This window comes from Candidatus Methylomirabilis sp., from assembly GCF_028716865.1.
In the GTDB taxonomy this organism is placed as follows: Bacteria; Methylomirabilota; Methylomirabilia; order Methylomirabilales; family Methylomirabilaceae; genus Methylomirabilis.
In genome coordinates, this window is record NZ_JAQUOY010000016.1 from 43010 (window position 1) to 67341 (window position 24332).

At 57.8% G+C, this 24332-nt stretch carries 24 protein-coding genes; 20 read left to right on the forward strand and 4 right to left on the reverse strand.

Annotated features, from left to right (window positions below):
• Positions 1–16 precede the first annotated feature (16 nt).
• Positions 17–238: a YgiT-type zinc finger protein gene (locus PHV01_RS07855; protein WP_337290605.1), complete on the forward strand. Its 222-nt coding sequence runs from the start codon at positions 17–19 to the stop codon at positions 236–238.
• 82 nt (positions 239–320) lie between these two features.
• Here the strand turns inward: PHV01_RS07855 and PHV01_RS07860 are convergent, their stop codons facing one another.
• Positions 321–605 (reverse strand): transposase, encoded by a 285-nt coding sequence (locus PHV01_RS07860; protein WP_337290606.1) that lies wholly within the window; start codon positions 603–605, stop codon positions 321–323.
• A gap of 1 nt (position 606) precedes the next feature.
• Here PHV01_RS07860 and PHV01_RS07865 point away from each other — a divergent pair, with 1 nt between their 5' ends.
• From PHV01_RS07865 to PHV01_RS07910, 10 genes are all read left to right on the forward strand, one after another.
• Entirely contained in the window at positions 607–1419 is an 813-nt protein-coding gene (locus PHV01_RS07865; RefSeq protein ID WP_337290607.1) for a class I SAM-dependent methyltransferase, read from the forward strand.
• Positions 1420–1726: 307 nt separating this feature from the next.
• Complete coding sequence (locus tag PHV01_RS07870; RefSeq protein ID WP_337290608.1) at positions 1727–2026, forward strand: PqqD family protein; 300 nt, start codon at positions 1727–1729, stop codon at positions 2024–2026.
• On the forward strand, positions 2010–2441 hold the full coding sequence (locus PHV01_RS07875) for a lasso peptide biosynthesis B2 protein (RefSeq protein WP_337290609.1): 432 nt from the start codon (positions 2010–2012) through the stop codon (positions 2439–2441). The genes PHV01_RS07870 and PHV01_RS07875 overlap by 17 nt, the downstream gene beginning before the upstream one ends.
• Positions 2442–2886: 445 nt before the next feature.
• Positions 2887–4128 carry a tetratricopeptide repeat protein gene (locus tag PHV01_RS07880; protein WP_337290610.1) on the forward strand — a complete coding sequence of 414 codons (1242 nt, stop codon included), beginning with the start codon at positions 2887–2889 and terminating at the stop codon, positions 4126–4128.
• A 9-nt stretch (positions 4129–4137) separates the two neighbouring features.
• Entirely contained in the window at positions 4138–6108 is a 1971-nt protein-coding gene (asnB, locus tag PHV01_RS07885; protein WP_337290611.1) for an asparagine synthase (glutamine-hydrolyzing), read from the forward strand.
• A gap of 329 nt (positions 6109–6437) precedes the next feature.
• The gene (locus tag PHV01_RS07890) at positions 6438–7577 is read left to right on the forward strand and encodes a class I SAM-dependent methyltransferase (RefSeq protein WP_337290612.1); all 1140 of its coding nucleotides are present in this window, start codon (positions 6438–6440) and stop codon (positions 7575–7577) included.
• A 2-nt stretch (positions 7578–7579) separates the two neighbouring features.
• Entirely contained in the window at positions 7580–8554 is a 975-nt protein-coding gene (locus PHV01_RS07895) for a hypothetical protein (RefSeq protein ID WP_337290613.1), read from the forward strand.
• Between the two features lie 65 nt (positions 8555–8619).
• Entirely contained in the window at positions 8620–9333 is a 714-nt protein-coding gene (locus PHV01_RS07900) for an ABC transporter ATP-binding protein (RefSeq protein ID WP_337290614.1), read from the forward strand.
• The gene (locus tag PHV01_RS07905) at positions 9330–10133 is read left to right on the forward strand and encodes an ABC transporter permease (RefSeq protein ID WP_337290615.1); all 804 of its coding nucleotides are present in this window, start codon (positions 9330–9332) and stop codon (positions 10131–10133) included. The genes PHV01_RS07900 and PHV01_RS07905 overlap by 4 nt, the downstream gene beginning before the upstream one ends.
• Positions 10134–10159: 26 nt before the next feature.
• Positions 10160–11323, forward strand: a complete 1164-nt coding sequence (locus tag PHV01_RS07910) for a nucleotidyltransferase family protein (RefSeq protein ID WP_337290616.1) — start codon at positions 10160–10162, stop codon at positions 11321–11323.
• Between the two features lie 8 nt (positions 11324–11331).
• Here the strand turns inward: PHV01_RS07910 and PHV01_RS07915 are convergent, their stop codons facing one another.
• Genes PHV01_RS07915 through PHV01_RS07925 form a run of 3 tightly spaced genes read right to left on the reverse strand, consistent with a single transcriptional unit; the run spans position 11332 to position 14114 of the window.
• Positions 11332–12465 carry an HD-GYP domain-containing protein gene (locus PHV01_RS07915; protein ID WP_337290617.1) on the reverse strand — a complete coding sequence of 378 codons (1134 nt, stop codon included), beginning with the start codon at positions 12463–12465 and terminating at the stop codon, positions 11332–11334.
• A 17-nt stretch (positions 12466–12482) separates the two neighbouring features.
• The gene (locus PHV01_RS07920) at positions 12483–13289 is read right to left on the reverse strand and encodes an AAA family ATPase (RefSeq protein ID WP_337290618.1); all 807 of its coding nucleotides are present in this window, start codon (positions 13287–13289) and stop codon (positions 12483–12485) included.
• A gap of 24 nt (positions 13290–13313) precedes the next feature.
• Entirely contained in the window at positions 13314–14114 is an 801-nt protein-coding gene (locus PHV01_RS07925; protein WP_337290619.1) for an AAA family ATPase, read from the reverse strand.
• A gap of 857 nt (positions 14115–14971) precedes the next feature.
• On the opposite strand from PHV01_RS07925, the gene speD reads away from it, so the two are divergent.
• The 9 genes from speD to PHV01_RS07970 form a co-directional block, all read left to right on the forward strand.
• Entirely contained in the window at positions 14972–15406 is a 435-nt protein-coding gene (speD, locus tag PHV01_RS07930; protein WP_337290620.1) for an adenosylmethionine decarboxylase, read from the forward strand.
• A 514-nt stretch (positions 15407–15920) separates the two neighbouring features.
• Positions 15921–16838, forward strand: coding sequence for a polyamine aminopropyltransferase (gene speE / locus PHV01_RS07935; protein WP_337290621.1), 918 nt, complete (start codon positions 15921–15923; stop codon positions 16836–16838).
• A gap of 10 nt (positions 16839–16848) precedes the next feature.
• Positions 16849–18318, forward strand: a complete 1470-nt coding sequence (locus PHV01_RS07940; protein WP_337290622.1) for an aminotransferase class I/II-fold pyridoxal phosphate-dependent enzyme — start codon at positions 16849–16851, stop codon at positions 18316–18318.
• Positions 18319–18427: 109 nt separating this feature from the next.
• Positions 18428–20023: a protein translocase subunit SecD gene (secD, locus tag PHV01_RS07945; protein WP_337290623.1), complete on the forward strand. Its 1596-nt coding sequence runs from the start codon at positions 18428–18430 to the stop codon at positions 20021–20023.
• Between the two features lie 76 nt (positions 20024–20099).
• On the forward strand, positions 20100–21041 hold the full coding sequence (gene secF / locus PHV01_RS07950) for a protein translocase subunit SecF (protein WP_337290624.1): 942 nt from the start codon (positions 20100–20102) through the stop codon (positions 21039–21041).
• 187 nt (positions 21042–21228) lie between these two features.
• A complete protein-coding gene (locus PHV01_RS07955) occupies positions 21229–21828 on the forward strand; it encodes a D-sedoheptulose 7-phosphate isomerase (RefSeq protein WP_337290625.1) in 600 nt (199 codons plus the stop codon).
• A 14-nt stretch (positions 21829–21842) separates the two neighbouring features.
• Positions 21843–22895, forward strand: coding sequence for a D-alanyl-D-alanine carboxypeptidase family protein (locus PHV01_RS07960; protein ID WP_337290626.1), 1053 nt, complete (start codon positions 21843–21845; stop codon positions 22893–22895).
• 172 nt (positions 22896–23067) lie between these two features.
• A complete protein-coding gene (dprA, locus tag PHV01_RS07965) occupies positions 23068–24207 on the forward strand; it encodes a DNA-processing protein DprA (RefSeq protein WP_337290627.1) in 1140 nt (379 codons plus the stop codon).
• Between the two features lie 31 nt (positions 24208–24238).
• The coding region (locus tag PHV01_RS07970) for a toprim domain-containing protein (protein WP_337290629.1) at positions 24239–24332 on the forward strand (94 nt) is incomplete at its 3' end.

Genomic DNA, 24332 nt, shown 5'->3' on the forward strand with positions numbered 1-24332 from the left:
AGCGGATGAGGAAGCCATGATGGGCAGCGAGAACGACAGGTGCCCCCCGTGTAGCGGAACCAAGAGGCCCGGGAACACGACCTTTACAGTAGGCTTAGGCTTTGGGGTAGTCGTCGTGAGAAACGTCCCGGCGACGGTCTGCTCCCAGTGTGGGGCAGACTGGATTGTGGATGATGTGGCCGCACGAATTGAGGAGCTTGTAGACGACGCTAAAAAAAGCGCCTCCAGGTCGAAGTGATGTCCCTCGCGTAAGCGAACAGTGCTATGCAAAACTGTTTTCAAGAGATCTGCTTCGCAAAAGAAACTTGGCCCTTCCGGGTTTAGTGTGGGTAAAGATCCAGCCCTCTGCAGTGAAAGTAGATCGCTGTCTTAAAGTGTTCGACGTTACGGAACCCTCGCGCGGTCTTCTTGACCCACTGGATGGTGGTGTTCACGGCCTCCAGGCCGACGTTGGTGAGCCGGCGCTGGAGGTAGGTCAGGTCAACACTGCCTGCCAGAGGCAACCGAGTGAGTGAGGCGGCGTACTGGCGAGCCAGGTATTCAGACGCCGAACCTACAAATAAACCGCTATGGACTGCGGCTGAGTTCGAACAAAGGCGTACCAAGATGTATAACGGGAGTGCCAGCACTAAAGTGCCGCAGTTGGTTCGGCTTTACAGAAACGCGGACCGAGCGGTTGACCGGGCGCTTGGGCTGGCTCGAGTGATACACGAGGGAGTATGGCTAGGCTTGCTCAACCCAGCCGAGAGGGTGGCGGTGACCTTAACCTACTTCTCCCAATCAGAAATGTACCGGAGCCGAGAACACAACACGACTGTTGTTTATGAGTGGGAGCGGCGAGTGTTTGAAAGGTACTTCCGACCGGGCTGTAGCGTTCTGGTGGCGGCGGCGGGCGCGGGGCGGGAGATGCTGGCGCTGAGGCGTATGGGCTGCCAGGTGCACGGATTTGACTGCTGCGCGGAACTCGTTGAAGCCAGCCGAGGTCTGCTCAGTGAGGAGGGCATGGACTCGCAGGTGACGCTGTCGGCTCCGAACGAAGTTCCAACGAATCTGGCCCACTGCGAGGCGATCATTATCGGCTGGTGCGGGTATCATCATATCCCCGGCCGCGCGCGCAGGATCGGGTTTCTGAAACAATTGCGGAGATTGGTGGACGGCGGTGCGCCGATGCTTTTATCTTTCTTCACTCGGAGCGACTCAGGACGTTACGAAAAACTGGTGTGGCGGGTCGCACGTGCGACCCGGTTCTTGGGCGGATTCCGCGCGGAGCCGGTGGAGCTAGGTGACCGTCTCATGGTCTCTACCTCCGCGCACTGCTTCGAGAAGGAGGAGGTCGAATTAGAGTTAGCGGCCGGGGGATTCAGGTTAGCCTATTACTCGGATAAGGAGTATGGGCACGCGGTCGGAATTGCCGTGTGAGGCGAGCGCGCTTATTGTCTGCGCCCGCACGCCATACACGCGTGACGATGCAGAGCAACTTTGGGGGCCCATCGAGGAAGGGCCAGACTGGGGTTTTCTGACAGAGCTCGCGGACGGCACGGCCTGGTGCCCCAGGAGTGTTACCCATGTATGATAACTCTACCATCAAAAGCGGTACGGCATTGACCGGACAACACCATTTGTTGTCGCGTCACCCGCGCTGTGTGGATGAAAGGGACTGTGCTCGCTCGCGCCCTTTATTCTCACGCGCTTGTCAAAGGCCCCTGGTTCCATATAGGTTTTTGATATGAGCCAACAGGTTTCCCTCACATCGAGCGTGCGAATTCGCGACGACGTTCTCTCTCGCGACCTGCAAAGTGAGCAGGTGATCCTTGACCTCAATACGGGGATCTATTTCGGCCTGGATCCTGTGGGGACACGGATCTGGCAATTGATTCAGGAACATCAATCGCTTCAGAAGGTTCTCGATTCTATGCTCGAAGAGTACGAGGTGGCGGAAGCGGAATGTACGCACGATCTCCTTCATTTCGTCACGCAGATGGCGGACAGAGGGTTGGTTGAGGTGTACAATGACGGAAGTTCATAAGTTTTTTCAACTTCCGCCCAACGAGCGTCTTATCCTCGCCCAGGCTTGGGGGTTGTTCCTACTTACTGAACTCGCCCTGCGAGTGCTTCCGTTTACCCATCTTCTAAGCCTCTCGAGGAAGAAAAGTGTCCTGAAGCGAATGGGCAACCCTTCGCTCCCCCCCTTCGTATCTGTCCTTCGCTTGTCGCGGCTGGTGGAAGTCGCCGGCCGATACACCCACGCGAAAGTCATGTGCCTGAAAACAGCCCTTATCCTGTCTTGGCTCCTTGGCAGGAGAGGAATCTCGACGGAGCTTCGAATCGGCGTTACGCGTGAGAGTGGAAGCTTCAAGGCTCATGCCTGGCTCGATCACGATGGACACGTTATCCCCGGCCATCAGGAGGGCGAGCGTTATGAACTCCTTCTCGGCGCGTGACGGAAGCAGTTTGGCGGCGAGATGAGTGGCATTGCAGGAATGTATAATTTGGATGGCCACCCGGTTGACTCTGCACTTCCTGGGCGCATGATTCATGTATAGCTTATCGTGGCCTGGATATGATGAAAGGGCGAGAATTCCAAATATGGATGAGCGACATTCGCGAACAGGTCTCGACCCCATTGGTCGCGTCTTCACAATGGAGAACCACGACGACGCCTATCACATCTGGCGCGATGCAGGTGTGAAGCAGAGGGTGCTAATCCATATCGACGCCCATCACGACATGTGGTGGATTGCGGATGCCAACTCAATTACTATTGCAAATTTTGTATGCCAAGCCTTAAAGGACGACATCGCAAGAGAAATCTTTTGGGTTGTCCCAGATCCGACGTGGGAAACACCTCGAAGCCGCAGACCAATCCTTCGGCATGTAAGGAAAATCGTGGAGAGCTATCCAGGGGTTCGTCACGACTTGCAGGTGAAAACGAACCAGATTTCCACAGTCGTGCTCGGGAAACCGCTGACGATATGCCCCCTCTCTTCTCTGCCACGGATCGATGAAGGTGTTCTTCTTGACATCGATAGCGATTTTTTAATGATCCCCCGTGTTTCCTATCAAGAAAGCGATGAACACGGAGCGCTTCCGTGGTGCTGGCCCGAGGACCTGCTGGCTCGACTGCACGCATGCCACATTCGCGCAGACCTCGCGACGATCGCCTATTCTGTCGAGGGCGGCTACACTCCGTTGAAATGGAAGTATCTCGGGGATGAATTGGCGTTTCGCCTGAGGCGACCCGACCATTGCGGGGACGCCATCCGGGGAATGAGGCTGATTCGTGAAGCGGTCCTTGCAGCTCATCACGGCGACCTCGTTACTGCTGAAGCAAAGTATCACGAGGCCGGTCAACTTCTTCCCGACCTTCCCGCCCTCCACTATCATCTAGCCCATCTGTACGTTGAGATGGGCCGGATCGACGATGGGCAAAAGTCGTACCGACGGGCGCTAGCCCTAGACGTCTCCTACCGAACGGCCTATAATAGCGCCGGGCTCCATTACCACTTGGACGGATGTGCCCGGGCCGTCGAGCGAGAATATCGGCGGGCCCTGGCGCTTGATCCGGAGGATGCCTACGCTCATTGCGGCCTGGGGCGACTTGCCGCCCAGAGGAGACACTGGAACGAGGCTGAAGCGTTGCTCAGAAAGTCCCTGGCACTCGACGAGCACCTTATCAACGCCTATCGGACGCTAGGGGATGTCCTGGTCAAGCAAGGTCGTTGCGAGGAGGCGATCAGGGCCTACGAACAGTCTCTCAAATTGGCCTTAGCCGGCTACAAGCCCCTGAAGGGATCGATCGCGACTTATGCTAATAGCGATCACCGGGTGATTGACCAGGACCACGGCCGGATCCATGCCCGTCTAGCCCGTCTGTACGAGTTGAAAGGGTCTACCACCGAGGCGATCAACGGGTATCGAATCGGTATTGCAGGCGGGTACGACGGAGTTCTCCTCCGAAGCCGCCTTGCCCATCTCTTTCTGAAACAGGGCCACTGGCTCAGTGCTGTTGAAGAAACCTGGCAAGTGCTGAAGGTGCTTCCCGTTGACCTGAGGAAAGCTGGTCGCCGGTTTCTCCGTCACCTGCGACTGATCATCGAGGATGGACATCAAGCTCTACCTACTCACTGAGAAACAGAAATGAGCGGCATCGTCGGCATCTGGAATCTCGATGGGCACCCAGTCAACAAGACCGTGCTCATGGGGATGAGCGCCACGCTGGCTCACCGCGGGCCAGACGGGGAAGACTTGTGGGTCCAGGGGTCAGTGGGACTGGGCCACCGGATGCTCCATACCACGCCGGAATCGCTGTTGGAGAAGCAACCCTTAGTCGATGAGACGGGCAAGCTCTGCCTGACGCTGGACGGTCGAGTGGATAATCGGGAGGAACTGAGAGCGGCACTGGAGGCCAAGGGCGCAACACTTCGAACCGATACCGACGCCGAGCTGGTGCTGCGGGCGTACGAGGTGTGGGGCGAAGACTGCCCGCAACGCATCCTTGGAGACTTTGCCTTTGCAATCTGGGACGGGAGGAGTCGGCAGCTCTTCTGTGCCCGGGACATCCTGGGCATCAAGCCGTTTTACTACTACGCCGACGGCTGCAGGTTCCTTTTCGCTTCAGCGCTCCGGCCGCTCTTTGAAAATCCGGCTGTCCCGCGTGAACCGAACGAAGGGATGGTGGGAGAATATCTGGCTACTAACTTCACCAGCCAGCAGGAAACGTTGTATCGGGGCATCCTTCGGCTGCCGCCGGCGCAGTTCCTAATCGTCCAGCCCGATAAGATCCGGATGGCGCGGTACTGGGATGTTGATCCGGACAAAGCGATCCGGCATGGGAGCGATGACGCGTATGCCGAGGAGTTCCTGGAGATCTTCAAGCGAGCCGTTCGGTGCCGGCTGCGCAGCCACAGGCTGGTCGGGGCAGATTTAAGCGGAGGACTGGACTCCTCGTCCGTCGTCTGCGTGGCCCACTCGCTCTATCGCGAGGGCGTGGTGGCCAACCCCGGCTTGGAGACTTTTTCATTGCTCTTTCCGGGGCTGCCCTGCGACGAAAGCGCGTATATCCGGGACGTGACGCGGATGTGGGAGGTCAAGTCCAATGCGGTGGCGGCGGAAGAAACGGCCGCGTCGCGCTACGCGGAAGAAGTTACTCGCTACCATGATTGCTCAATCGCTCCCAATACCGTGATGCATGATCCTGCCATGATCCTGGCACAGGAAATGGGCGTCCGGGTCCTCCTCACGGGTCAGGGAAGTGATGAATGGTTAACGGGTGACTTTCTTCACCATGCTGATTTTTTGCGGAGGTGTAGGATTGCAGATCTGGTCCGCCAGGCTCGATTTGACTCGCAGGTCCTTTCCAATCTTGATCAGTCCGTGTCGCCGCTGTTCATGATTACCAGGTATGGCCTTTGGCCCTTTCTCCCGCGACCTGTACAGCGGGCGGTCAAGTGGGCTTTGCGCAGAGAGCCCAATGATGTCCCTCCCTGGATTGATCCCACGTTTGCGCGCCGGATCCAGTTAGCCGAGCGGTTCCGGAAAAAGGACTCGGCGGGGCGACAATTCCCCACCTTTGTTCAGGCGGAACTCAGTTCCGCCCTCACCTCCGGCGACTGGTGCTTCTCATACGAGTTCATTGAACGATACGGATCCTCGTTCGGTCTCGAGTATCGCCATCCTTTTCTCGATCGAAGGATGATCGAGTATGCTCTGGCCCTTCCCGAGGAACAGCGCTGGCGGCGAGATCACACGAAATTTGTCCTCCGTCAGGCGATGCAGGGTCTGTTGCCGGAGACGGTCCGACAGCGACGTACCAAAGGTAACTTCGCCTGGGTCTTCCTGCCGGCCCTGGCCGCCCAAGCGGATGAACGCTTCTTTGACTCCCTGAGCATTGCCGCGCAGGGCTGGGTGAACACGGATCCGCTCCGACCGATGTATCGACACATGGTGACGCGCTACGCCAGTGGCGCTGCAGACTGCTCTAAGTACATGTGGTCGCTGTGGATGATCTTTAACATCGAACTCTGGTTCAAGACGATCTTTCTGGGAGGTGTACTCGTTTCACCGCGCGTCGGTCGAGGGCAGGAGGCCGCCATCCAACCACCCATTTAATCCATCAAGCAAGGAGAAGACGTGATGAAACAGCGACAGGAGCGCGCAGCGTCCAAGCAACCAGAAGCAGGTCGGCAAGCGGCTGGGAAGAAGCGGTATGCCTCCCCTCGCCTCGTGGCATACGGCAGCCTGACAAAACTAACACAAACTTCTGGTAGAAGCGGTGGGGGCACTGACTCAAGCATGACCATGGTATGTATATAGCCACCAAGTGTTCTCGATCCCACTGCGGACGCGCTAGAGCATGTTAAGCATGTTAAAAAAGATAGGCGTTTGTCACCTGTTACCACAGTGGGGTAAGGAGGCTCGTACCGGCGGAGGAGATCTCTGTGTCGCTCGTAGTGGATGAGCATCGCGCATATCTCGCCGATCAAGCGCGAATGTCTGCCTTTTGCAAGGCGATCGGCGAAACCGTAAAGCCTGGCGATGTGGTCCTGGACCTGGGCTCGGGAACGGGAATCCTGGGGCTGTTTGCGTGCCGGGCCGGCGCTACACGGGTCTATTCGATCGAGGAAGGCGGAATGGTCGAGTTGGCCAGGGCAATCTGTCGGGCTAACGGTTTTCACGACCGGGTGACGTTCATCAAGGGCCTCTCGACGCGAGTAGAGCTCCCAGAACGGGTCGATGTGGTCGTGGCGGATCAAATCGGGCGGTTCGGCTTTGAGGCTGGTTTACCGGAATATTTTGATGATGCGCGGCGCCGCTTCCTGAAACCCGATGGGCGGCTGCTCCCCTCTTGTGTGGAGATGTGGGTCGCGCCGGTCGAGTGCCCGGAGATGTTTGCCCAGGTGGAGTTCTGGAATGACTCCCCCGCCGGGTTTGATTTTCGGCCGGCCCGGTCGTGGGCCGCAAACACAGGCTATCCGGTGAAGTTGCGTGCGGACCATCTCTTGAGCGATCCGGTTTCAGCCGCCTTGCTGGACCTCTCGATCACCATCCCGACACCATTGACTCTGGAAGCCTCCGTCCTGGCGACAAGAGCTGGTAATCTGCACGGGATCGGGGGGTGGTTTTCGGCACGGCTGTCGAACAGTGTCACCATGTCCAATTCTCCGCTGGCAACGCATTCCATTAATAGGAGGAATGTCTTCTTTCCGGTTGACCGGCCGGTGGGCCTGGAGAAGGGCGACCGTGTTCGGATCAAGATGCAGATTCTGCCGTCCGAACTGGTGATCACATGGGAGGTAGAGGTGTGGGGAATGGCTGACGCCAGGAAGGCCCGGTTCACGCATTCTACGTTCCACGGTATGCTCATTTGCAAGGAGGATCTCGAACGGACTCAGCCTCACTTTATCCCGAAGCTCTCGCCGTGGGGAGACGCTCGTCGTTCTATCTTGAATCTGTGCGATAGTCAGCGAACCCTTGCGGAGATCGAGCAGGAGATCTACAGTCATTATCCCGAACTCTTTCGCTCACTGGGCGAGGCTGCGGCCTTTGTGGCCGAAGTCATCACGAGGTATTCGCTCTGACCATGCGGGGTAATCGAAACGGAGATGAGCGGCGATCGCTCCACGCCTATCGGCTATATGGTGTCTGCGTCAGAAGCCAATGGCGGCTTCCGTATCCTGACTGCACAGAAACCAATCATTCAGCCATTGAACTCGTCGAGGAGCCACCTACGTTCTTTGAGGGAGCGGCGCAGGAAGCCGCCGGCCAGCCAAACGCCGCAGAGTGGGCCCAGTACGTACACCTCCGCGATGACGCTTACTATCTGAGATGGTCCGAACTCTTTGAGTTTCTGGTTTCTGCCGATGGTTGCCGAATCGCAGGACGCCCGCTCACCCATGTCGCCTTCGAAGCATTTCATACCTACCTTCTGGGGGCGGTGCTCTCCTTTTCCTTGATCAAACGAGGACTGGACCCGCTGCATGCGACCACCGTTGTTATCGATGGAGGAGCGGTAGGCTTTCTTGGCGATACCGGTTATGGAAAATCGAGCCTTGGCGGGGCCTTCATCCAGGCAGGGTATCCCGTGCTGACCGATGACCTGCTCCTGCTGAGGGAAGGGAAGCATGGGTTTTCTGCTTCCCCTGGCCCGCCTCGGATCAAGCTCTATCCCAGGATTGCCAGGAAGCTGCTCGGCGAGTACGCCACGGGGGTCCCGATGAATCCTTTGACGCGCAAGCTCATCATTCCTTTGGGCCGCGATCAGGTACACCAGGCGCCTGTCGCCTTGAAGGCACTCTATCTGCTCCCGCGGCCGTCGGCGCCCGCACGACGCAAGCGAGTCACCGTCCGGCGCGTGTCCCAGCATAGCGCCTTCCTGGCCTTGCTCAAAAGCGCCTTCAACACGGAGATCATCGACTCGGAACGGCTCAGGCGTCAGTTTCTCTTATGCACTCGGATTGCGTCCACAGTTCCAGTGAAGTTGCTCTCATACCCCAGAAGCCTCGCGTCGCTCCCCTCAGTTCGTGAGGCGATCCTCGCAGACCTCAATAAAGCATGAGTGAAGCAGCAATTGTCGTTCATCACCTCACAAAGCGGTTCCCCGTGAGGAGGCGGTTAGGGGAGATGGTCCGCCGACCCTTTCGCTGCCGCTGGGCGACAGCGGTCGATGACCTGAACCTTGAAGTCAGGCGGGGTGAGGTTTTCGGACTGCTCGGGCCGAACGGGGCCGGTAAAACGACCCTCCTGAAAATCCTCTGCACCTTGCTCCTCCCAACCGAGGGGAGGGCTGCCGTGAACGGGCACGACGTGGTCGAGGCGCCTCAAAGAGTCCGGCAGGCTGTGGGCTATTGCCTGGAGACGGACCGGAGCTTTTACTACCGCCTCACCGGTTTTCAGAATCTTAAGTTTTTTGCGACCCTCAACAATATTGGCTTGCGGGAGGCGACCACCCGGATCGCGGAGGTCCTGGAGATGGTGGAACTGGATGGGGCGGCTACTACCCCGTTTATGACCTACTCGAAGGGGATGCAGCAGAAGCTTGGCCTGGCTCGTGCCCTCCTGACCGATCCCCCAGTCCTCCTTCTGGACGAACCCACCAAGAGCCTGGACCCTGGCGCTGCGGCAGAGTTCCGGCGCTTCCTCAGGGGTACACTGGCGGAGGGGCTCGGGAAGACGGCCCTTTTGGTGACTCACAGCCTCGAAGAAGCCCGCGAATGCTGCGACCGAGTGGCCATCGTGGATCAGGGAAAGATTGGCTTTCAGGGTCCCTGGTTCGAGGTCCATAGGTTCATCCAGGCTCACGGGTTTCCCGGCCACTCTCTGCTTGGTGTCGGGTGAATAAGCCCCTCGCGTTCCTAAAGCGGGATCTCCTCATCGAGGCGAGCTATCGGTTTTCTTTTCTCATTCAGATAGTCTCGGTTCTCTTCTCTATCGCTTCGTACTATTTTCTCGCCCGCTTCATTGGAGGTTGGGCCGTCCCTGGGCTGGACGTCTATGGGGGGGACTACTTCACCTTCGTCCTGGTTGGCGTGGCCTTGCATGACTACCTTGCGACCTCGCTGGACGCGTTTTCCCGCAGCATCCGCGAGTCCCAGTTGGCCGGGACCCTGGAGGCCCTCATGTCGACTCAGACCTCCGTCCCCACAATCATTCTGTTATCCGCCGCCTATCCGTTCCTCTGGACATCCCTAACCGTGGTCCTCTACCTTGCGCTCGGAGTTGGGCTTTTTGGCGTACGTCTGAGCTCGGGGAACTGGGCAGCGGCCGCATTGATCCTGATGCTGGGAGTCGTAGTGTTCAGCGCTCTGGGTATCCTCTCGGCCAGCTTCATCATGGTCTTCAAACGCGGGAGCCCTATCGCCTGGCTTCTTGGAGGGCTCTCCTGGCTGCTTGGCGGAGTCCTCTACCCGGTCACGATCCTCCCGGATTGGCTTCGGCGGATTTCCGCGCTGATGCCGATCACCTATGCTATCGAGGGGATGCGGGCGGCTCTGCTGCGGGCCGCTCCCTGGTCTGAGGTCTGGCCCAGTGTCATTCCACTGCTCCTGTTTGCGTTTGCCCTCCTCCCTTTGAGCCTCCTGAGCTTTCAGTATGCGACTAGATATAGCCGGATTGCGGGAACCCTCCATCAGTATTGAGGGCTGACGTGGTTCACCCCTTCCTCATGGGCCTCCTTCGAGGCACACAATTGGAAGCCCTCGCGCCGCCATCGCCCGAGGACCAGGCGTGGGAGGAGATTATCAGGGATGCCACCCAACAGGGACTGCTGCCCATCCTTTACCGATGGCTCAAGACATCTGACTCCCGCTACCTGCCGTCTGCTCTGAGGCTGGACCAGATCAAAGAAGGCGTCGTAGGTGTGGCTGCGCGGAACGTGGTGCTGGCGCAAGAACTGGTCTCCATCCTTCAGGCGTTCCAGGTCAGACAGGTGGCCTGCGTGCCTGTGCGTGGTCTGGCCTTGGCGGAACTGCTCTACGGGGACATCACAGCCCGTCCAATGGGGGACATTGATCTTCTTGTACGCAAGGAGGATCTGTCTAAGGTTGCTGAGGTCCTGAAGGGTTTGGAGTTCCAGGAAATGGACCGACGACCCGGGTTCGCCTCAGCTTTCTCTTACACACTTGAGTTCTTTAAAGACCGACACGGCGGGGTCATTGTGGAGCCTCACTGGTCGATCGCTTACCCCCCGTTTGCTGATAGGGTGGATATGGAAGCAGTATGGGAGCGGTGTGTGCGGGGGCGGGTGGTTGACGTGGATACATGGCTTCTGAGTCGTGAGGACCTGCTCGTGCACCTCTGCTGCCATCTGATCCATCGCGGTGAGAGTGCGTCGCTGCTCTGGCTCTATGAAATTGATCGCCTTCTCCGACAAGAGAAGGCCACACGTGATTGGCCGCAGGTAATATCGCTCGCTCAAGAGACGGGCTTGGCACTGTTTGTTGTGGAGGTCTTGGGAAAGGTCAAGGGGCTCTTTGATTCCCCGATTCCCGATGACGTGTTATCACAACTCAGAGCCCAGCGCAGGCCTCAACCCGCACGAGCAGTCGAAAGTCAATTGGCGCGCCTGCTGATGGGGGAATCGCGCTTAGATGGCGGGGAGAGCTTTGCCATGCTCTTCACAATCAAGGGGATGCGAGCCAAGTTGCGCTATGCTGTTGCTATCCTGTTTCCCTCCCCAGAATTCATGCGCCTTCAATATGGACTGTCCACTCGATGGCAGCTTCCCCTCGCCTATCTTACCCGATTCTTTCACCTGTCCTGGGAAGGGTTGAAGGGGGTCGTCGGCCTGTTCCTCTCACGCAGGACGCCTCGGCAGCGGCTGTTCTGAGTGCGGTGCTACTCCGTTCGCGGTTGCTGCGTGGCGGGTCCGATGATGTGCAGGAGGATCTCTTTGGACAGATCGAGCAGCCTGGGCTGAGGAAGTTTTTCGCCGGACGCATCGGACCAGACCTCGAGGACCGGGCGAAGCGGATTGGCCTTGTTGGTGGCAACGACCCGACAGATCTCTTTGGTGCTCAGACGAACCCAGCTTCCCACTGGGTAGCTTGATAAGCCGTTGATCAGCGCCCGTAAGACCACATGGCTGAAGTGCTCCCGCTCGGTGCGCAGGATCTGCTTGACAATCTCAAATGGCGCGAAGGCGTCGCGGTACGGACGCGCATGCGCCATCGCCTCATAGATCTCGCAGATGCCGATGATCTTGGCATCCTTGTGAATCTGGTCGCCTCTCAACCCCTTGGGGTAACCTGTGCCGTCTTCTCGTTCGTGATGCTGGGCGGCGACCTCCGCCAACCATTCCCAGGTCGGTCCAAGACTGCGCAGGATCTCATAGCTGTGGATCGGATGCGCCTGAATTATAGCGTGCTCGCCTTTGGAAAGCAGTCCCGACTTGGTCAGGAGGACCTCGGGACACCGGGTCATTCCGATGTTGTGGAGCATGCCGGCGAGGGCAAGCTTTGTGAGCTTGGCCAGCGGGTAATCTAAGACGTTCCCGAGCTTCAACGCGTAGATGGCGACGTTCAGACTCTGACGGACAAGGTCGTACGTTTCACCATTGGCGTCGAGGGTCCGCAGCATGAAGGTCTCGCATCGCACAAACGATTCTGTTGATGCCCGTTGCAGGTTCTCCTTGGCTGCGGCCTTGGCCAACTGCTCCGCCATGTCTGCCACCGGCGCGATGGCAATAGGCTCGCCCCGGCTCGCGGCGTTGAACACCGTCCTCAGGCACGCCTCCGCCTCGTCGTACAGGTCACGGGCGCCGGAATACTTTCGCGCAAAAATGGTCGGCTCTGCCGGGGGAGCAGCAACCGTTGTCAGCGGGACCTTCCAGGCTTCTTGTGAGGGGGCAGAGGTCTCCTTGCTGCGGTCGGATTCAGGCTCGGTTGCGCCTTTTTCCTGAGCCGACTTTTGCGCGGGAGCGGTGGTCTTCTTCGCCTTTTGTTGAGCCCGAATCAGATCGACCATTCGCATGGCGTTACTTCCGCTCCTCAACATACCCCTGCAAACGCGGTATGCACGATCTTCTCGTCGATCAGTGTGGCTTTCTCCTGGAATCCGACCAGGAGGCTGAGATCGCAGAGGCTGTTGATCCTCCGGGGAATTCCCTCCGTAAGATGATAGATCTCTTGGGTTGCCTCTTCCGAGAAGAGATCCCGTTGGGCCCCGGCCTTCTTGCTTCGGAAAGCAATGTACTCAACGGTTTCCTTCTGCGTCAGGGGGAGCAAACAGTATTTGATGGCGATGCGCTGATTAAGCGCAGGAACTTGCTTAATCTTCTCCTCGAGATCGAGCTGGCCGATCAGGACAAGGGTCAGCAGAAACCGGTCGTTGAGCTGGAAGTTCAGGAGCAGGCGCACTTCCTCCAGGATCCCCTTTTTTTCCATGACGAGGTGAGCCTCATCAATAATCACGACGGTATCTTTTCCGCTCTGGTAGTTGGTAATCATCCGGCGATTAATCGCGTGCAGCGCGTCCACCCTCTGGTTGATACGGTTGTCCTTGTCGCCCTCAAACTGATAGATGATCTCCCTGAGGAACTGCACCGGGGAGAGGATCGGCGAGGTGACCACAGCCACATCATATCGTTGGGGGGACAACTCCTTGACGAGCGTTCGACTGACTAGGGTCTTGCCGCACCCGATGTCCCCGGTCAGCATCGCAGCCCCCCTCCGGCCCTGGATGACATAGAGCAGGCGCATGAGGGCCTCTTCATGTTTGGTGGAGGGGAACAGGAAGTCCGGATCGGGGACGTTGATGAACGGCTCTTTTACTAGCCCCCAATACTCTAGCAACATCTTATGTGCGACCCGGCCGTCCGATCATACGCTAAGCTCCGAGGCCGCCTTTCGCACCATCGGCCCGTCAATGATAGACCGCTTGGTCTCAAAACCGTGCAGCAAGCAGAGATCGGCCACATTGTTAATGCTCCTTGGGATACCACGACTGTACTGCCAGATCAGTTGAAACGCCTCCGGAGAAAAGATCTCGCGCTTGCCTCCGGTCACCTGAAGGCGATGCTGCATATACTTTTGCGTCTCCATCGGGTCAAGTGGTCCCATATGGTACCGGATAGCAATCCGCTGGTCGAGCTGGCGGTTGCGCCCGACCCGATCTATGAGTTCTGACTGACCCACGAGGATCAGGGTCATGAGAAAGCGCTCGTTGAGCTGCAAGTTCAGGCTCTGTCGGAGCTCTTCGAACACATCGTTGTCGCGGATGGCTTGGGCCTCATCCACGATCAGGATCGTTTCCACCCCGGCGGCGAGGTTTTCGGAGCAATGAGAGGTCAGGGCCTTCCATGCTCGGCCCCTCGTCCTGCCTGGCTCCTTAATCCCGAACTGATTGTTAATCTCCTGAAGAAAGTCATCTCGGGGCAGGTCGGGATGCGTGATCAGGGCTATATCATACTTTGTTTCGGGTAAATGGTTCATAAACGCCCGGATTAGGGTGGTCTTGCCGCATCCGATCTCTCCCGTCAGCATGCCGGCTCCCTTCCCCTGCTCTACGGCATAGAGGAGTTGCTTCAGGGCTTGCTGGTGCATTTCCGAAGGGAAGTAGAAGTTCGGGTCTGGAACATTCTGGAAGGGAAGCATTGAGAGGCCCCAGTACTGTTCGTACAAGCGTCACCCCCTCTATGAGAGATTCTAGGGCCCCTTGGGCCTAACCCCAAAACTCCTGTGCCCCCGGTTGGCCGCTCACAAGGCGAACGAACTTTTCCCTCTCTTCTGCGTCCAATTTTTCAGTCGGATATACATGTAACTTCGAGACGTTGGACGCCCAAAGCACAACCTTCATCTACATATACCTATAAATTCCTACCGCGAATTCTCTGCTTTTGTCAACTAAATAGTGATTCCTGCGGTAGTAAAGTAATTCTGTCAGGGGTTCATGGCCATGTGATTATGCCAGGGTATAGAGACCATAACTCTCACCATGAAAGAGCAGCAGTGAGTTGCGGTCATTAAGCGCGTGTTCCAAGGGGAACTGACGATGGCAGGCGGTCATGGTGCTTGGGATCTCCGAGCGCCAGAGCTTTAGGCTGAAGGCCAGGATCCGAAAGGAGGGAGTGGCAGGCATCATCCATGGCAATCGCGGTCACCGCTCACCCTTCGTTTCATGGGCTCATAAGGCCGTCGAGGTGCACGTGCACGACCGTCTCGCGCGCTTCGACGCACACACGACTCGCACAGTTGGCGTATATCGGACGAACGGGCGACGGGAGGTCGTGAGCTCTATGGGCCTGACACCACGACCACTAAATAGTAATCCGCAGAGTTGTTGGCGGATTATCCCTTGGGTCAAAAAGCCGATCTTCTTTTCCTGAGGATGGAACCGTCATCACAACGTCTGTTAGTATTTCGGACTCCCACCTCTATTTTTTTCTTGCAATTCTGTCAAAACGCGATATAAGGCATTTGAACAAAGGCGCCCGGGGAGGTGAATATCGAATCAACAATTTTGCGAGGGGGGTAGATCGTTGCAAGCACTCGGGAAACACCTGTTGGTGGAACTACACGGCTGTAACCCGGAGCTGCTGAAAAAAGCTGAAGTGGTCAAGGAGATCCTGGTTTGCGCGGCGAATGCCTGCAAGGCCACCATCGTAGATACCTCCTTCCACGAGTTCAATCCTTTCGGTGTGAGCGGCGTGGTGGTGATCGCCGAATCCCATATCTCAATTCACACCTGGCCCGAATATCGATATGCGGCGGTTGACATTTTTACCTGTGGAGATGTCATCAAGCCTGATGTGGCGGTGGAATATATCGCCACCCGGTTTCAGTGCAAAAAACCGTCGGTCGTCGAGATGCGGCGGGGCATCATTCCTGGTCATCACGGGAAGCTTACCCACAAATTGAGTTCGTCTATGGAGAAGGCTGCCGATGCCGATCAAGAACTTTCGCTGGTTCATTGACGCTCTGAGCCCGGAGGAGGGGCACCTGCACGGAATTCGACGAGTGTTGTTCTCCACTCAGACCCTCTTTCAGCCTTTCGACATCATAGAACTCGGCAGCTACGGGAAGGCCCTCATTCGTGGCAGATGTCAGCTATGACGGACAGAGTTTTTCCTTGTCCGTCATTGGTCACTAGGACACCCCCGCACGCTTCGAATTCGCCTCTTAACGTATTTCGTTTTTGCCCTCCGGCATATTGCCCCCACGTGGCACTTCCGGGTTCGTCTGTCTTCTTCCTTCCAGACCAGGGCGACAAGGATGACCTTCGCGTCATATAGCGACATTTGGCGGAACCTCCAGTCCGGTCGCTTTGACGTCGCCGCTCAGGTCGCATAAGCCTTGTTGACTTTCAGGAGAGTATCACCGCTGCGATTGCCAGCGATACAAGCTGACGCATGATCTAAACGGTCATTATTTTTGTTCTCGTGGTTGGAATAATCATGTCTGCTGTGTTGAAACGCCGGAGGGAATGGCATGCCGATTCAAGATCACCAGTTACTGATTGAGGCGTTTAGCCCACACGAGGGCCATGTGCATGGCGTGACCGGCGTGATCGCTACGAGCCGGTCCCCATACCAGACTATCGAGTTCGTCGAGCTTGGGAGCTATGGGAAGGCGCTTATCCTGGATGGGAAGGTGCAGTCAACGATGTTAGATGAGTTCATCTATCACGAGAGCATCGTCCATCCGGCCATGCTCTGTCACCCAGCGCCGCGACGGGTCTTCGTCGTAGGAGGAGGGGAAGGCGCTCCTCTTCGAGAGATTCTCAAGCATCGAAGCGTGGAAAGCGTGCTCTTGGTAGATATCGATAGTGAGGTCGTGGAACTGTGCCGGCGCCACCTTCCAGAGATGAGCGCTGGAGCATTTGAGGATGAACGGGTTCGGGTCGAGTTTAGGGACGCCAGAGCCTTCCTGGAATCTTCGGACCAGACATTCGATGTGATGATCATCGACATCTCGGAACCTGTAGAAGAGGGCCCAGCGTATCTTCTGTTTACTCAAGAGTTCTATAAGATAGTGTTCAATCGACTCACCGAGCAGGGCGCGCTCGCCGTCCAGGCGGGAACGATCAGCCTCTCCGGTTTGGAATGTTTTGCCGCCGTACATGCTACGCTCCAGAGCGTTTTTCCCGTCGTCGCGCCCTACTTCGCGGACATCCCGTCCTTCGGCAGGCCATGGGGGTTCATCTTGGCCGGCAAAGGAACGCATCCTGCTCAGTTCAGCCGGGACGACATTGACCGTGCCATTCGGTCCAAGATGCACGGTACATTACGGTACTATGATGGTGAAACGCACACCATGAGCTTCTCACTTCCGAAACATGTAAGAGAGCGCTTGGCCATGGAAAAGCAGATTATCGAGGACAACCATCCTCTGTTCACATTCCGATAGGGGCGCAATAGTGGCCGCTGACGCGGATCGCCAACGCAGAACTCCCCTCTTCGATGCGATGGTCAACCTCGCGGAGAGTCGCAAGGTCTCTTTCCATACCCCGGGGCATAAGAGCGGCAAGGGCATCTCGACGCGCTTTCGAAAGTTCGTCGGCCCTAAGATCTTTACCATCGACCTGACCACGCTCGATGAGGTCGATTGCCTCCAGCGGCCGGTGGGGGTCATCAAGGAGGCCCAGGAGCTGGCTGCCGAGGCGTATGGGGCCGACCATTCTTTCTTCCTGATCAATGGGACGACTGGCGGCAATCATGCGATGATTCTGTCCGCCGCGAGCCCCGGAGATGAGATCCTCGTCGCGAGGAATGCACACAAATCGATCCTGACCGGGATCATTCTGAGCGGCGCGATACCGCGGTTCTTCCTGCCGGCCTTCGATCAGGAGTTGGGCATGCTGCTCAACGTGACGGTTGAGGAGGTGGAGCGCACCATGGTGCAATACCCGAAGGCCAAGCTCATCTCCCTCACCAGCCCCAATTACTACGGGGTGGCGGCCGACTTGCGCGCTATTGTTGCCTTGGCCAAACGCCAGGGAATTCTGATCCTGATGGATGAGGCCCACGGTCCCCACCTCCATTTCCACCCGGGGCTGCCCACGTCGGCCCTCGACGCCGGCGTGGATCTTTGCGTCCAGTCTACTCATAAGATCTTGGGGGGGATGACTCAGTCCTCCATGCTGCATCTGAAGGGTCCTGCTGTCGATTACCCAAGAGTTGTGAAGCTGTTGCTGCTCCTTCAAAGTACCAGCCCCTCCTACATTCTGATGGCCTCATTGGATCTGGCCAGAATGCAGATGGCGACCGAAGGGGAGAAACTCTTAAGCAAGGCCATCGATCTGGCGCAAGACGCGAGAGACCGCATTAATAAGCTTCCCGGTCTGTCCTGCTTTGGTGAGGCGGATCTGCGCGGCAGTAATTTCTTCCTGGATGTGACGAAACTCACCATCTGTGTCAAGGAACTCGGCCTCAGCGGGTTCGAGGCCTCTGCCATCCTGAATACCGAATTCGGCATTCAGGTCGAGATGGCCGACCTGCTCAATATCCTGGTGATCGTCAGTATCGGGGACAGAAAGGACGACCTGGATCGACTGGTGACGGCGCTGGACAGTCTGGTGGGGCGCGGCACCCGCTCCCGGGATCGGCGCGCCATCCCCTCCCTGCTTCCGCCCTTGGGCCAGCAGTTCCATCTGTCTCCGCGGGACGCCTTCTTTGCCCCCTCGGAGTATCTGCCGCTGACGAAGGCGGAGGGGCGCATCAGTGCTGACATCGTGACCATTTATCCCCCGGGGGTGCCTGTTCTTGTGCCCGGCGAAGAGGTAGAATCTTCAGCCATCGATTACCTGCGCTCGCTCGCCTCCTATGGCGCGAGGATCGACGGGGTCCTGGAACTGGATGAACCTCAGATTCGCGTCCTGCGTGATTAAGCTTGCCCTCTCAAACTTTTCCATTGCTTTTTCACGACCTTTTCCGTATATTTTGCCGTCCGATTTTTCCTGAGGCGTCGCCTTTCATTGAAGGGACGAGCAACACATCATGAATAAAAGCGTGACATGGAAGTTCCTCTCCCTTCTGCTGGTGACGGTCATAGCCGGTTACTACCTCTTTCCCACGCTATCCGGCCGGTCGTCACTCCCCTCGCTATTGCCGCCGTTGCTTCCACGGGCTGAGCGACTCAATCTTGGCCTCGACCTGCAGGGGGGGATGCACCTGGTGCTGGAGGTTGTGACCGAGAAGGCGGTAGAAAATACCGTTGACCGGCTGATTGCCGAATTACGTCGGGAAACCGAGAAGGAGAAGATCCTCGTCGAGCAGATGACTCGCGAGGGAAACGACCGGATCAGGATCAGGCTTCAGGCGAAGGAGGGTCTGGAGGGCTTGCGCCGAATCCTGAAGAGCTATAGCAACCTACAACAGTCCGGTGGTGCTGATCCGGCTGAACTCACACTGAGCCTCACATCGAGCGAAGTAAAGCGGATCCAGGAGTCCGCCCTCCGACAAAGCCTGGAAACCATCCGGAATCGCGTCGATCAGTTCGGCGTATCCGAGCCTCACATCGTACAGGAAGGGGACCGGCGGATCGTAGTTCAGCTCCCAGGCATCAAGGAGCCGCAGCGGGCGATCAATCTGATCGGCAAGACCGCCCTTCTGGAGTTTAAGCTGGTGGCGGAGGATGCCAATATTGCTGAGGCAGTGGCGGGAAAGGTCCCGGAGGGCGACGAGCTTCTCTACGTACGTCGTATGGAGGAGGGGGAAAAGGTCAGCAAGACCCCCCTTGTCGTGCAGAAGCGGGCCATCTTGACGGGTGATCTGCTCACCTCGGCTCAGGTGCAGATCGATAGCCAGACCAATGCGCCGGTGGTCTCGATAGCCTTTGATCAGGAGGGCACCCGTCTCTTTGGCGAGGCCACGGCGGCCAACGTCGGCCGACGCCTGGCCATCGTTCTGGATGACACCATCTATTCGGCGCCGGCCATCAGGGAGAAGATCCCAGGCGGCAAGGCCCAGATCTCCGGAAGCTTCACCATGGAGGAGGCCAGGGACCTGGCGATCGTGCTGCGAGCCGGCGCGCTTCCTGCGCCTGTCAATATCATTTCGAATCTGACGGTTGGCCCATCCTTGGGTCTGGACTCCATTGAAAAGGGTGTGCGGGCTGCGATTCTGGGCGGCGTCCTCGTCATTGCCTTCATGGCAATCTACTACAGGTTGTCTGGTGTCATCGCGAATTTTGCGCTGCTCTTGAATCTTATCTGGTTGGTGGGAGCGCTGGCCAGCCTCAGGGCGACGCTGACGCTGCCTGGTATTGCGGGCATCATCCTTGGGATCGGGATGGCGGTAGACTCGAACGTGTTGATCCTGGAGCGGATCCGTGAAGAGCTCCGATTAGGCAAGGCAGTCCGGTCGGCCATCGACGGTGGCTACGATAAAGCATTCCTCACCATTATCGACTCCCACGTGACGACGCTGATTACCGCGTTTGCATTGTTTTTGTTTGGGACGGGGCCGGTGAAAGGGTTCGCGGTCACCCTGAGCCTCGGGGTGATCTTCAACTTGGTGACCGCCTTGACGGGGACCAGGGTGATCTACGATTGGATGACTCGGCGGTGGCACCTGAAAACACTTAGTATCTAAGGATGTTGATGGTTCATAGTTGAGAGTTCGTGGGTAGAAAATCTCTGAACTATGAACTGTGAACAATAAACTTGCTATGATTGAGATTCTCGGTAAGACAACGATCGATTTTGTCTCTTGGCGGAGGATTGCGTTCGCAGTTTCCACTGTTCTCTGCCTCCTGGGAGTTGTCGCGATCGTTCAGATCGGGCGAGGCGCGGCGAATCTCGGGATTGACTTTGCCGGCGGTACCTCTGTTCAGCTTAAATTCAGTAAGCCGGTGGATCTTGGCCAAGTCCGGACGCTGCTGACGGAGAGCGGCCTGAAGGACAGTGAGCCCCAGCAATTTGCCGGTGGAGACCGCATCATGGTTCGCTTGAAGCGGGCGGAGGGCAGCCAGGCAGGAATGGCTCAGCGGGTACAGGATATCTTTTCGAAAGGATTGCCTGATAATCCGTTTGTGGTGGAGGGGACGAACGAGGTCGGGCCGGCCATCGGGAAGGATCTTCAAAAAGCCGCTCTGTGGGCCATCGCCATTTCCATGCTCGGCATCATCGCTTATATCGCCTGGCGCTTTGAGTTCAAGTTCGGGGTGGCAGCGGCCATCGCCACCCTACATGATATCCTAGCTGTTCTGGGGTTTTTTTATGTGTTAAACGCGGAGATCACCCTCCTCATTGTCACCGCCTTGCTTACCCTCGCCGGCTATTCGTTGACAGATACCGTGGTGGTCTTCGACCGAATCCGTGAGAATCTTCGAGGCCGACGGAAAGAATCGCTGGGAGACGTCATCAACATGAGCATCAATGAGGTCTTGAGCCGGACTATCGTGACGTCGCTCACGGTCCTCCTGGTCTTACTCGCCCTCTTCATACTGGGTGGGGAGGTGCTCCATGATTTTTCCCTTGCGCTGATCGCCGGTGTCTGCATTGGTACCTACTCTTCCTGGTTTGTCGCCTCCCCCATTGTGTATGAGTGGCGTACGTGGGAGCGAGCCAAACTGAAAGCTCCCCCCGCCAAGGCTAAAGCCAAGGGATAAGCGGTAGTCGCAGATCCCCCGGTGCGGGGGTCGTTTCGACTTTTCCCTTGACAACTCAACTCGCCATAAGGTAGTACCTCCAATAAGATAGGGATTGGTGCGATACAGTTGTCAGCTTCACGCGCCAGGATTCGCGTTTCACGTAAGAGCCCTGCGAATGTTGAAAATGACACCTGAAACCCGGAATATGGAACCTGGAACCTCTCATTCGTATCGAGACATCGCCGAGGCGGTATTCCGTGAGAGCGCCGGGCTCCAGCTTGCCTTCCTGGAAGGCCACCTGGACCTGGTGGTCCGAACGGCGGTAACCATTGCGGGGGTCCTGCGGGCCGGACGGAAGATCCTGGTCTTCGGTAACGGCGGAAGTGCCGCCGACGCCCAGCATCTCGCCGGCGAGCTTGTGAACCATTTCCTGCTCGATCGGCCTGCGCTGCCTGCTATCGCCCTGACGACCGACGGTTCTATTCTGACCAGCATCAGTAATGATCGGGAGTTCGCTCAGGTCTTTGCCCGCCAGATTGAAGCCTTGGGCTCTGCCGGCGATGTTGCTATCGGGATCAGCACGAGCGGTCAATCTCCCAGTGTCGTGTGCGGGATAGAAACGGCAGGCAAGATGCAGCTCTGTACCGTCGCGTTCACCGGCGGGGATGGGGGAAAGCTCGCCGGGCTGGCAGACTATGCATTCGTGGTCCCCTCCCAATCAACACCCAGGATCCAGGAGGTCCACGCGACACTCGGTCACGCCCTCTGTCAACTGGTTGAGACCGAGCTGTTCGGCACATCGTAGGTAAGGAGGAGCCCGTGGAAAGAGGGAAGAGATGGATTGCTCTTGTCGCGTTCAGTATCTTCCTTGCCGCCAGTATGCCGGTCTGGGCGAGGTCTTCGCGTCCCGCAAGGAGTCGAGAAGATCTTACCCTCCCGTCGACATCGGAACTGTCCGTACAGCACGCGCAAACAGGTCATCCCGCGGACCCGCCTGTGCCGACACGGCAGACAGGACGCTGGAGCGCCACCTCTGATCTCGGCTGGTTTCTGACCGATCCTGATCAGTTGAGTGCAGCGTCAGCGATCCTGATGGATGCCGATACAGGCGCGATCCTGTTTGCCAGACATCACATGGAGCAGCGTTCCCCGGCCAGCACAACAAAGATCATGACGGCGCTCCTCATCCTGGAGGAGGGGCGGCTTGATGACAAGGTGGTGATCAGTGAACGAGCGGCTGCCGTTACGGGAACCGGATTGGGACTGAGACGCGGCCAGCGAGTTGTACTCAGAGACCTGTTGTGGGCGATCCTGCTCAAATCCGCGAATGATGCCGCATTGGCGGCGGCCGAGCACGTCGGTGGGAGCGAAGAGGGATTTGTCGAGAAGATGAATGCAAAGGCAAACTCTCTCGGGATGCAGGGAACCCATTTCGCCAATCCTCACGGGCTTGACAACCCGGATCACTACTCGACCGCCCATGACTTAGCGATTCTCGCCCGCCAGGCCTTACGTAATCCGACATTCGCCCGCATGGTGCAGACCCGAGAGGCTCGGCTCGCTATCCTGACGGGGCGGAACGGAAAGGTGGTAAAGCGGAAGGAGCTTCGAACGCACAATCAACTTCTCGGGCAGTTCTTCGGTGCGGACGGCGTCAAGACCGGCTATACCGAACGGGCCGGTCGCTGCCTTGTGGCGTCGGCCACGCGGGGCGATCATCGACTGATCGCTGTACTGCTCAACGATTCCCGTCGATGGGCCGAGGCCGCAGCGCTGCTGGAGTATGGTTTTGCCGCCCTCGGCGGCGTGGCGCCTAGCCTTGGTGTTTCCGATGGGGGCTCCGCCGACACGCCGAAAGGCGAAGGGGGTTAACACCGCCTCCTCGCCGTTTGCCTGCCACTTGCCTTTCTCTAGGGTATAGGGTATAGCGTATAGGGTATAGGACAAAGTAACGCCGGGGTTTCCCTCAACCCTCTACCCTAGGCCCTCAACCCTCCACCCTAACCCCTATACCCTATGCCTTTCTGCTGAGGGGTGTCGGATAATGGCAAATATTGAGGGACGCCTTCAAGAGCGGGATGCCTGGTTAGCACTCGGTCTGATCCCCGATGTTGGCGCGGCGACGTTTCACCGCCTGGTCCAGGCGCTCGGGTCAGCCGAAGCCGTACTCGGGGCAAAGGCCGAGGCGCTCGAGCAGGTTCCAGGCATTAGCCAGCAGATCGCGCGAGCTGTTGCCCGCTTTCCCTGGCGAGACGCCCTTGACCGGGAGTTGCGGGTGATCGAGACGAGAGGTCTCGGTCTAGTACGGTTTGGTGACGAGCGATATCCGGAATTGCTGGCAGCCATCTATTCTCCTCCGCCGGTCCTCTATTTGCGGGGTACGATTCAGCCGAAGGATCGGGTCGCTGTCGCGATTGTCGGTTCCAGAAAGGCAACGCCGTACGGCAGCGCGATGGCCGAGCAAATCAGCGGGGAGCTCGCAGAGCGCGGGGTCACGATCGTAAGCGGGATGGCTCGTGGGATCGATGCCGCAGCGCATCGGGGGGCGCTGGACGCTGCCGGCCGGACCATCGCAGTGCTGGGATGCGGACTAGGGGTGACCTATCCCCCCGAGCACGCGGAACTGGCCGATCGGATTGCCGCACAGGGCGCCCTGATCAGTGAGTTTCCCATCTTTACACCGCCCAAGCCGGGCCACTTCCCACGGCGTAACCGGATCATCAGTGGGCTGGCGCGCGGCGTAGTCGTGATTGAAGCCGGGCTCGAGAGCGGAGCGTTGATCACGGCGAATTACGCGCTGGAGCAGGGGCGCGAAGTCTTCGCTGTCCCCGGACAGGCCACATCCCGATCCAGCAGCGGGTGTCACCAGCTTATTAAGGCGGGCGCGAAACTGACGGAAGGTTGGGAGGACATCTGGGAGGAGCTTGAGCCGCAACTCACTCTTCCAACACAGGCGGGAAGAGATGTGACCTGTGCCAGTCCTCCCCTTGAGCAGGACGAGATCCTGATCGTCGATACCCTGGAGGCCGGGCCCCTGCAGATCGATGACCTGATCGATCGGACTCAGCTTCCGGCCGGAAAGATGGCTTCACTGTTGCTGTCATTGATGCTGAAGGGCATGATTGAGGAGCTACCGGGGAAAAGTTTTGCGAAGCGGCTCAGGCCGATAAAACACGGGGTATAGGGAGGAAACACAGAGCGTGCCTAAGTCATTAGTGATTGTCGAGTCGCCTGCGAAGGCGAAGACGATCGGTAAATATCTCGGCAAGGAGTTTGTCGTGACGGCCTCGATGGGCCATGTCCGCGATC

Bases quoted from the DNA above. Each gene is read 5' to 3' on its own strand.
- PHV01_RS07855 (WP_337290605.1), top strand. From the start codon at position 17: ATGATGGGCAGCGAGAACGACAGGTGCCCCCCGTGTAGCGGAACCAAG.
- PHV01_RS07865 (WP_337290607.1), top strand. From the start codon at position 607: ATGTATAACGGGAGTGCCAGCACTAAAGTGCCGCAGTTGGTTCGGCTT.
- PHV01_RS07870 (WP_337290608.1), top strand. From the start codon at position 1,727: ATGAGCCAACAGGTTTCCCTCACATCGAGCGTGCGAATTCGCGACGAC.
- PHV01_RS07875 (WP_337290609.1), top strand. From the start codon at position 2,010: ATGACGGAAGTTCATAAGTTTTTTCAACTTCCGCCCAACGAGCGTCTT.
- asnB (WP_337290611.1), top strand. From the start codon at position 4,138: ATGAGCGGCATCGTCGGCATCTGGAATCTCGATGGGCACCCAGTCAAC.
- PHV01_RS07895 (WP_337290613.1), top strand. From the start codon at position 7,580: ATGCGGGGTAATCGAAACGGAGATGAGCGGCGATCGCTCCACGCCTAT.
- PHV01_RS07900 (WP_337290614.1), top strand. From the start codon at position 8,620: ATGGTCCGCCGACCCTTTCGCTGCCGCTGGGCGACAGCGGTCGATGAC.
- PHV01_RS07910 (WP_337290616.1), top strand. From the start codon at position 10,160: ATGGGCCTCCTTCGAGGCACACAATTGGAAGCCCTCGCGCCGCCATCG.
- PHV01_RS07915 (WP_337290617.1), bottom strand. From the start codon at position 12,465: ATGCGAATGGTCGATCTGATTCGGGCTCAACAAAAGGCGAAGAAGACC.
- PHV01_RS07920 (WP_337290618.1), bottom strand. From the start codon at position 13,289: ATGTTGCTAGAGTATTGGGGGCTAGTAAAAGAGCCGTTCATCAACGTC.
- speE (WP_337290621.1), top strand. From the start codon at position 15,921: ATGCCGATTCAAGATCACCAGTTACTGATTGAGGCGTTTAGCCCACAC.
- secD (WP_337290623.1), top strand. From the start codon at position 18,428: ATGAATAAAAGCGTGACATGGAAGTTCCTCTCCCTTCTGCTGGTGACG.
- secF (WP_337290624.1), top strand. From the start codon at position 20,100: ATGATTGAGATTCTCGGTAAGACAACGATCGATTTTGTCTCTTGGCGG.
- PHV01_RS07955 (WP_337290625.1), top strand. From the start codon at position 21,229: ATGGAACCTGGAACCTCTCATTCGTATCGAGACATCGCCGAGGCGGTA.
- dprA (WP_337290627.1), top strand. From the start codon at position 23,068: ATGGCAAATATTGAGGGACGCCTTCAAGAGCGGGATGCCTGGTTAGCA.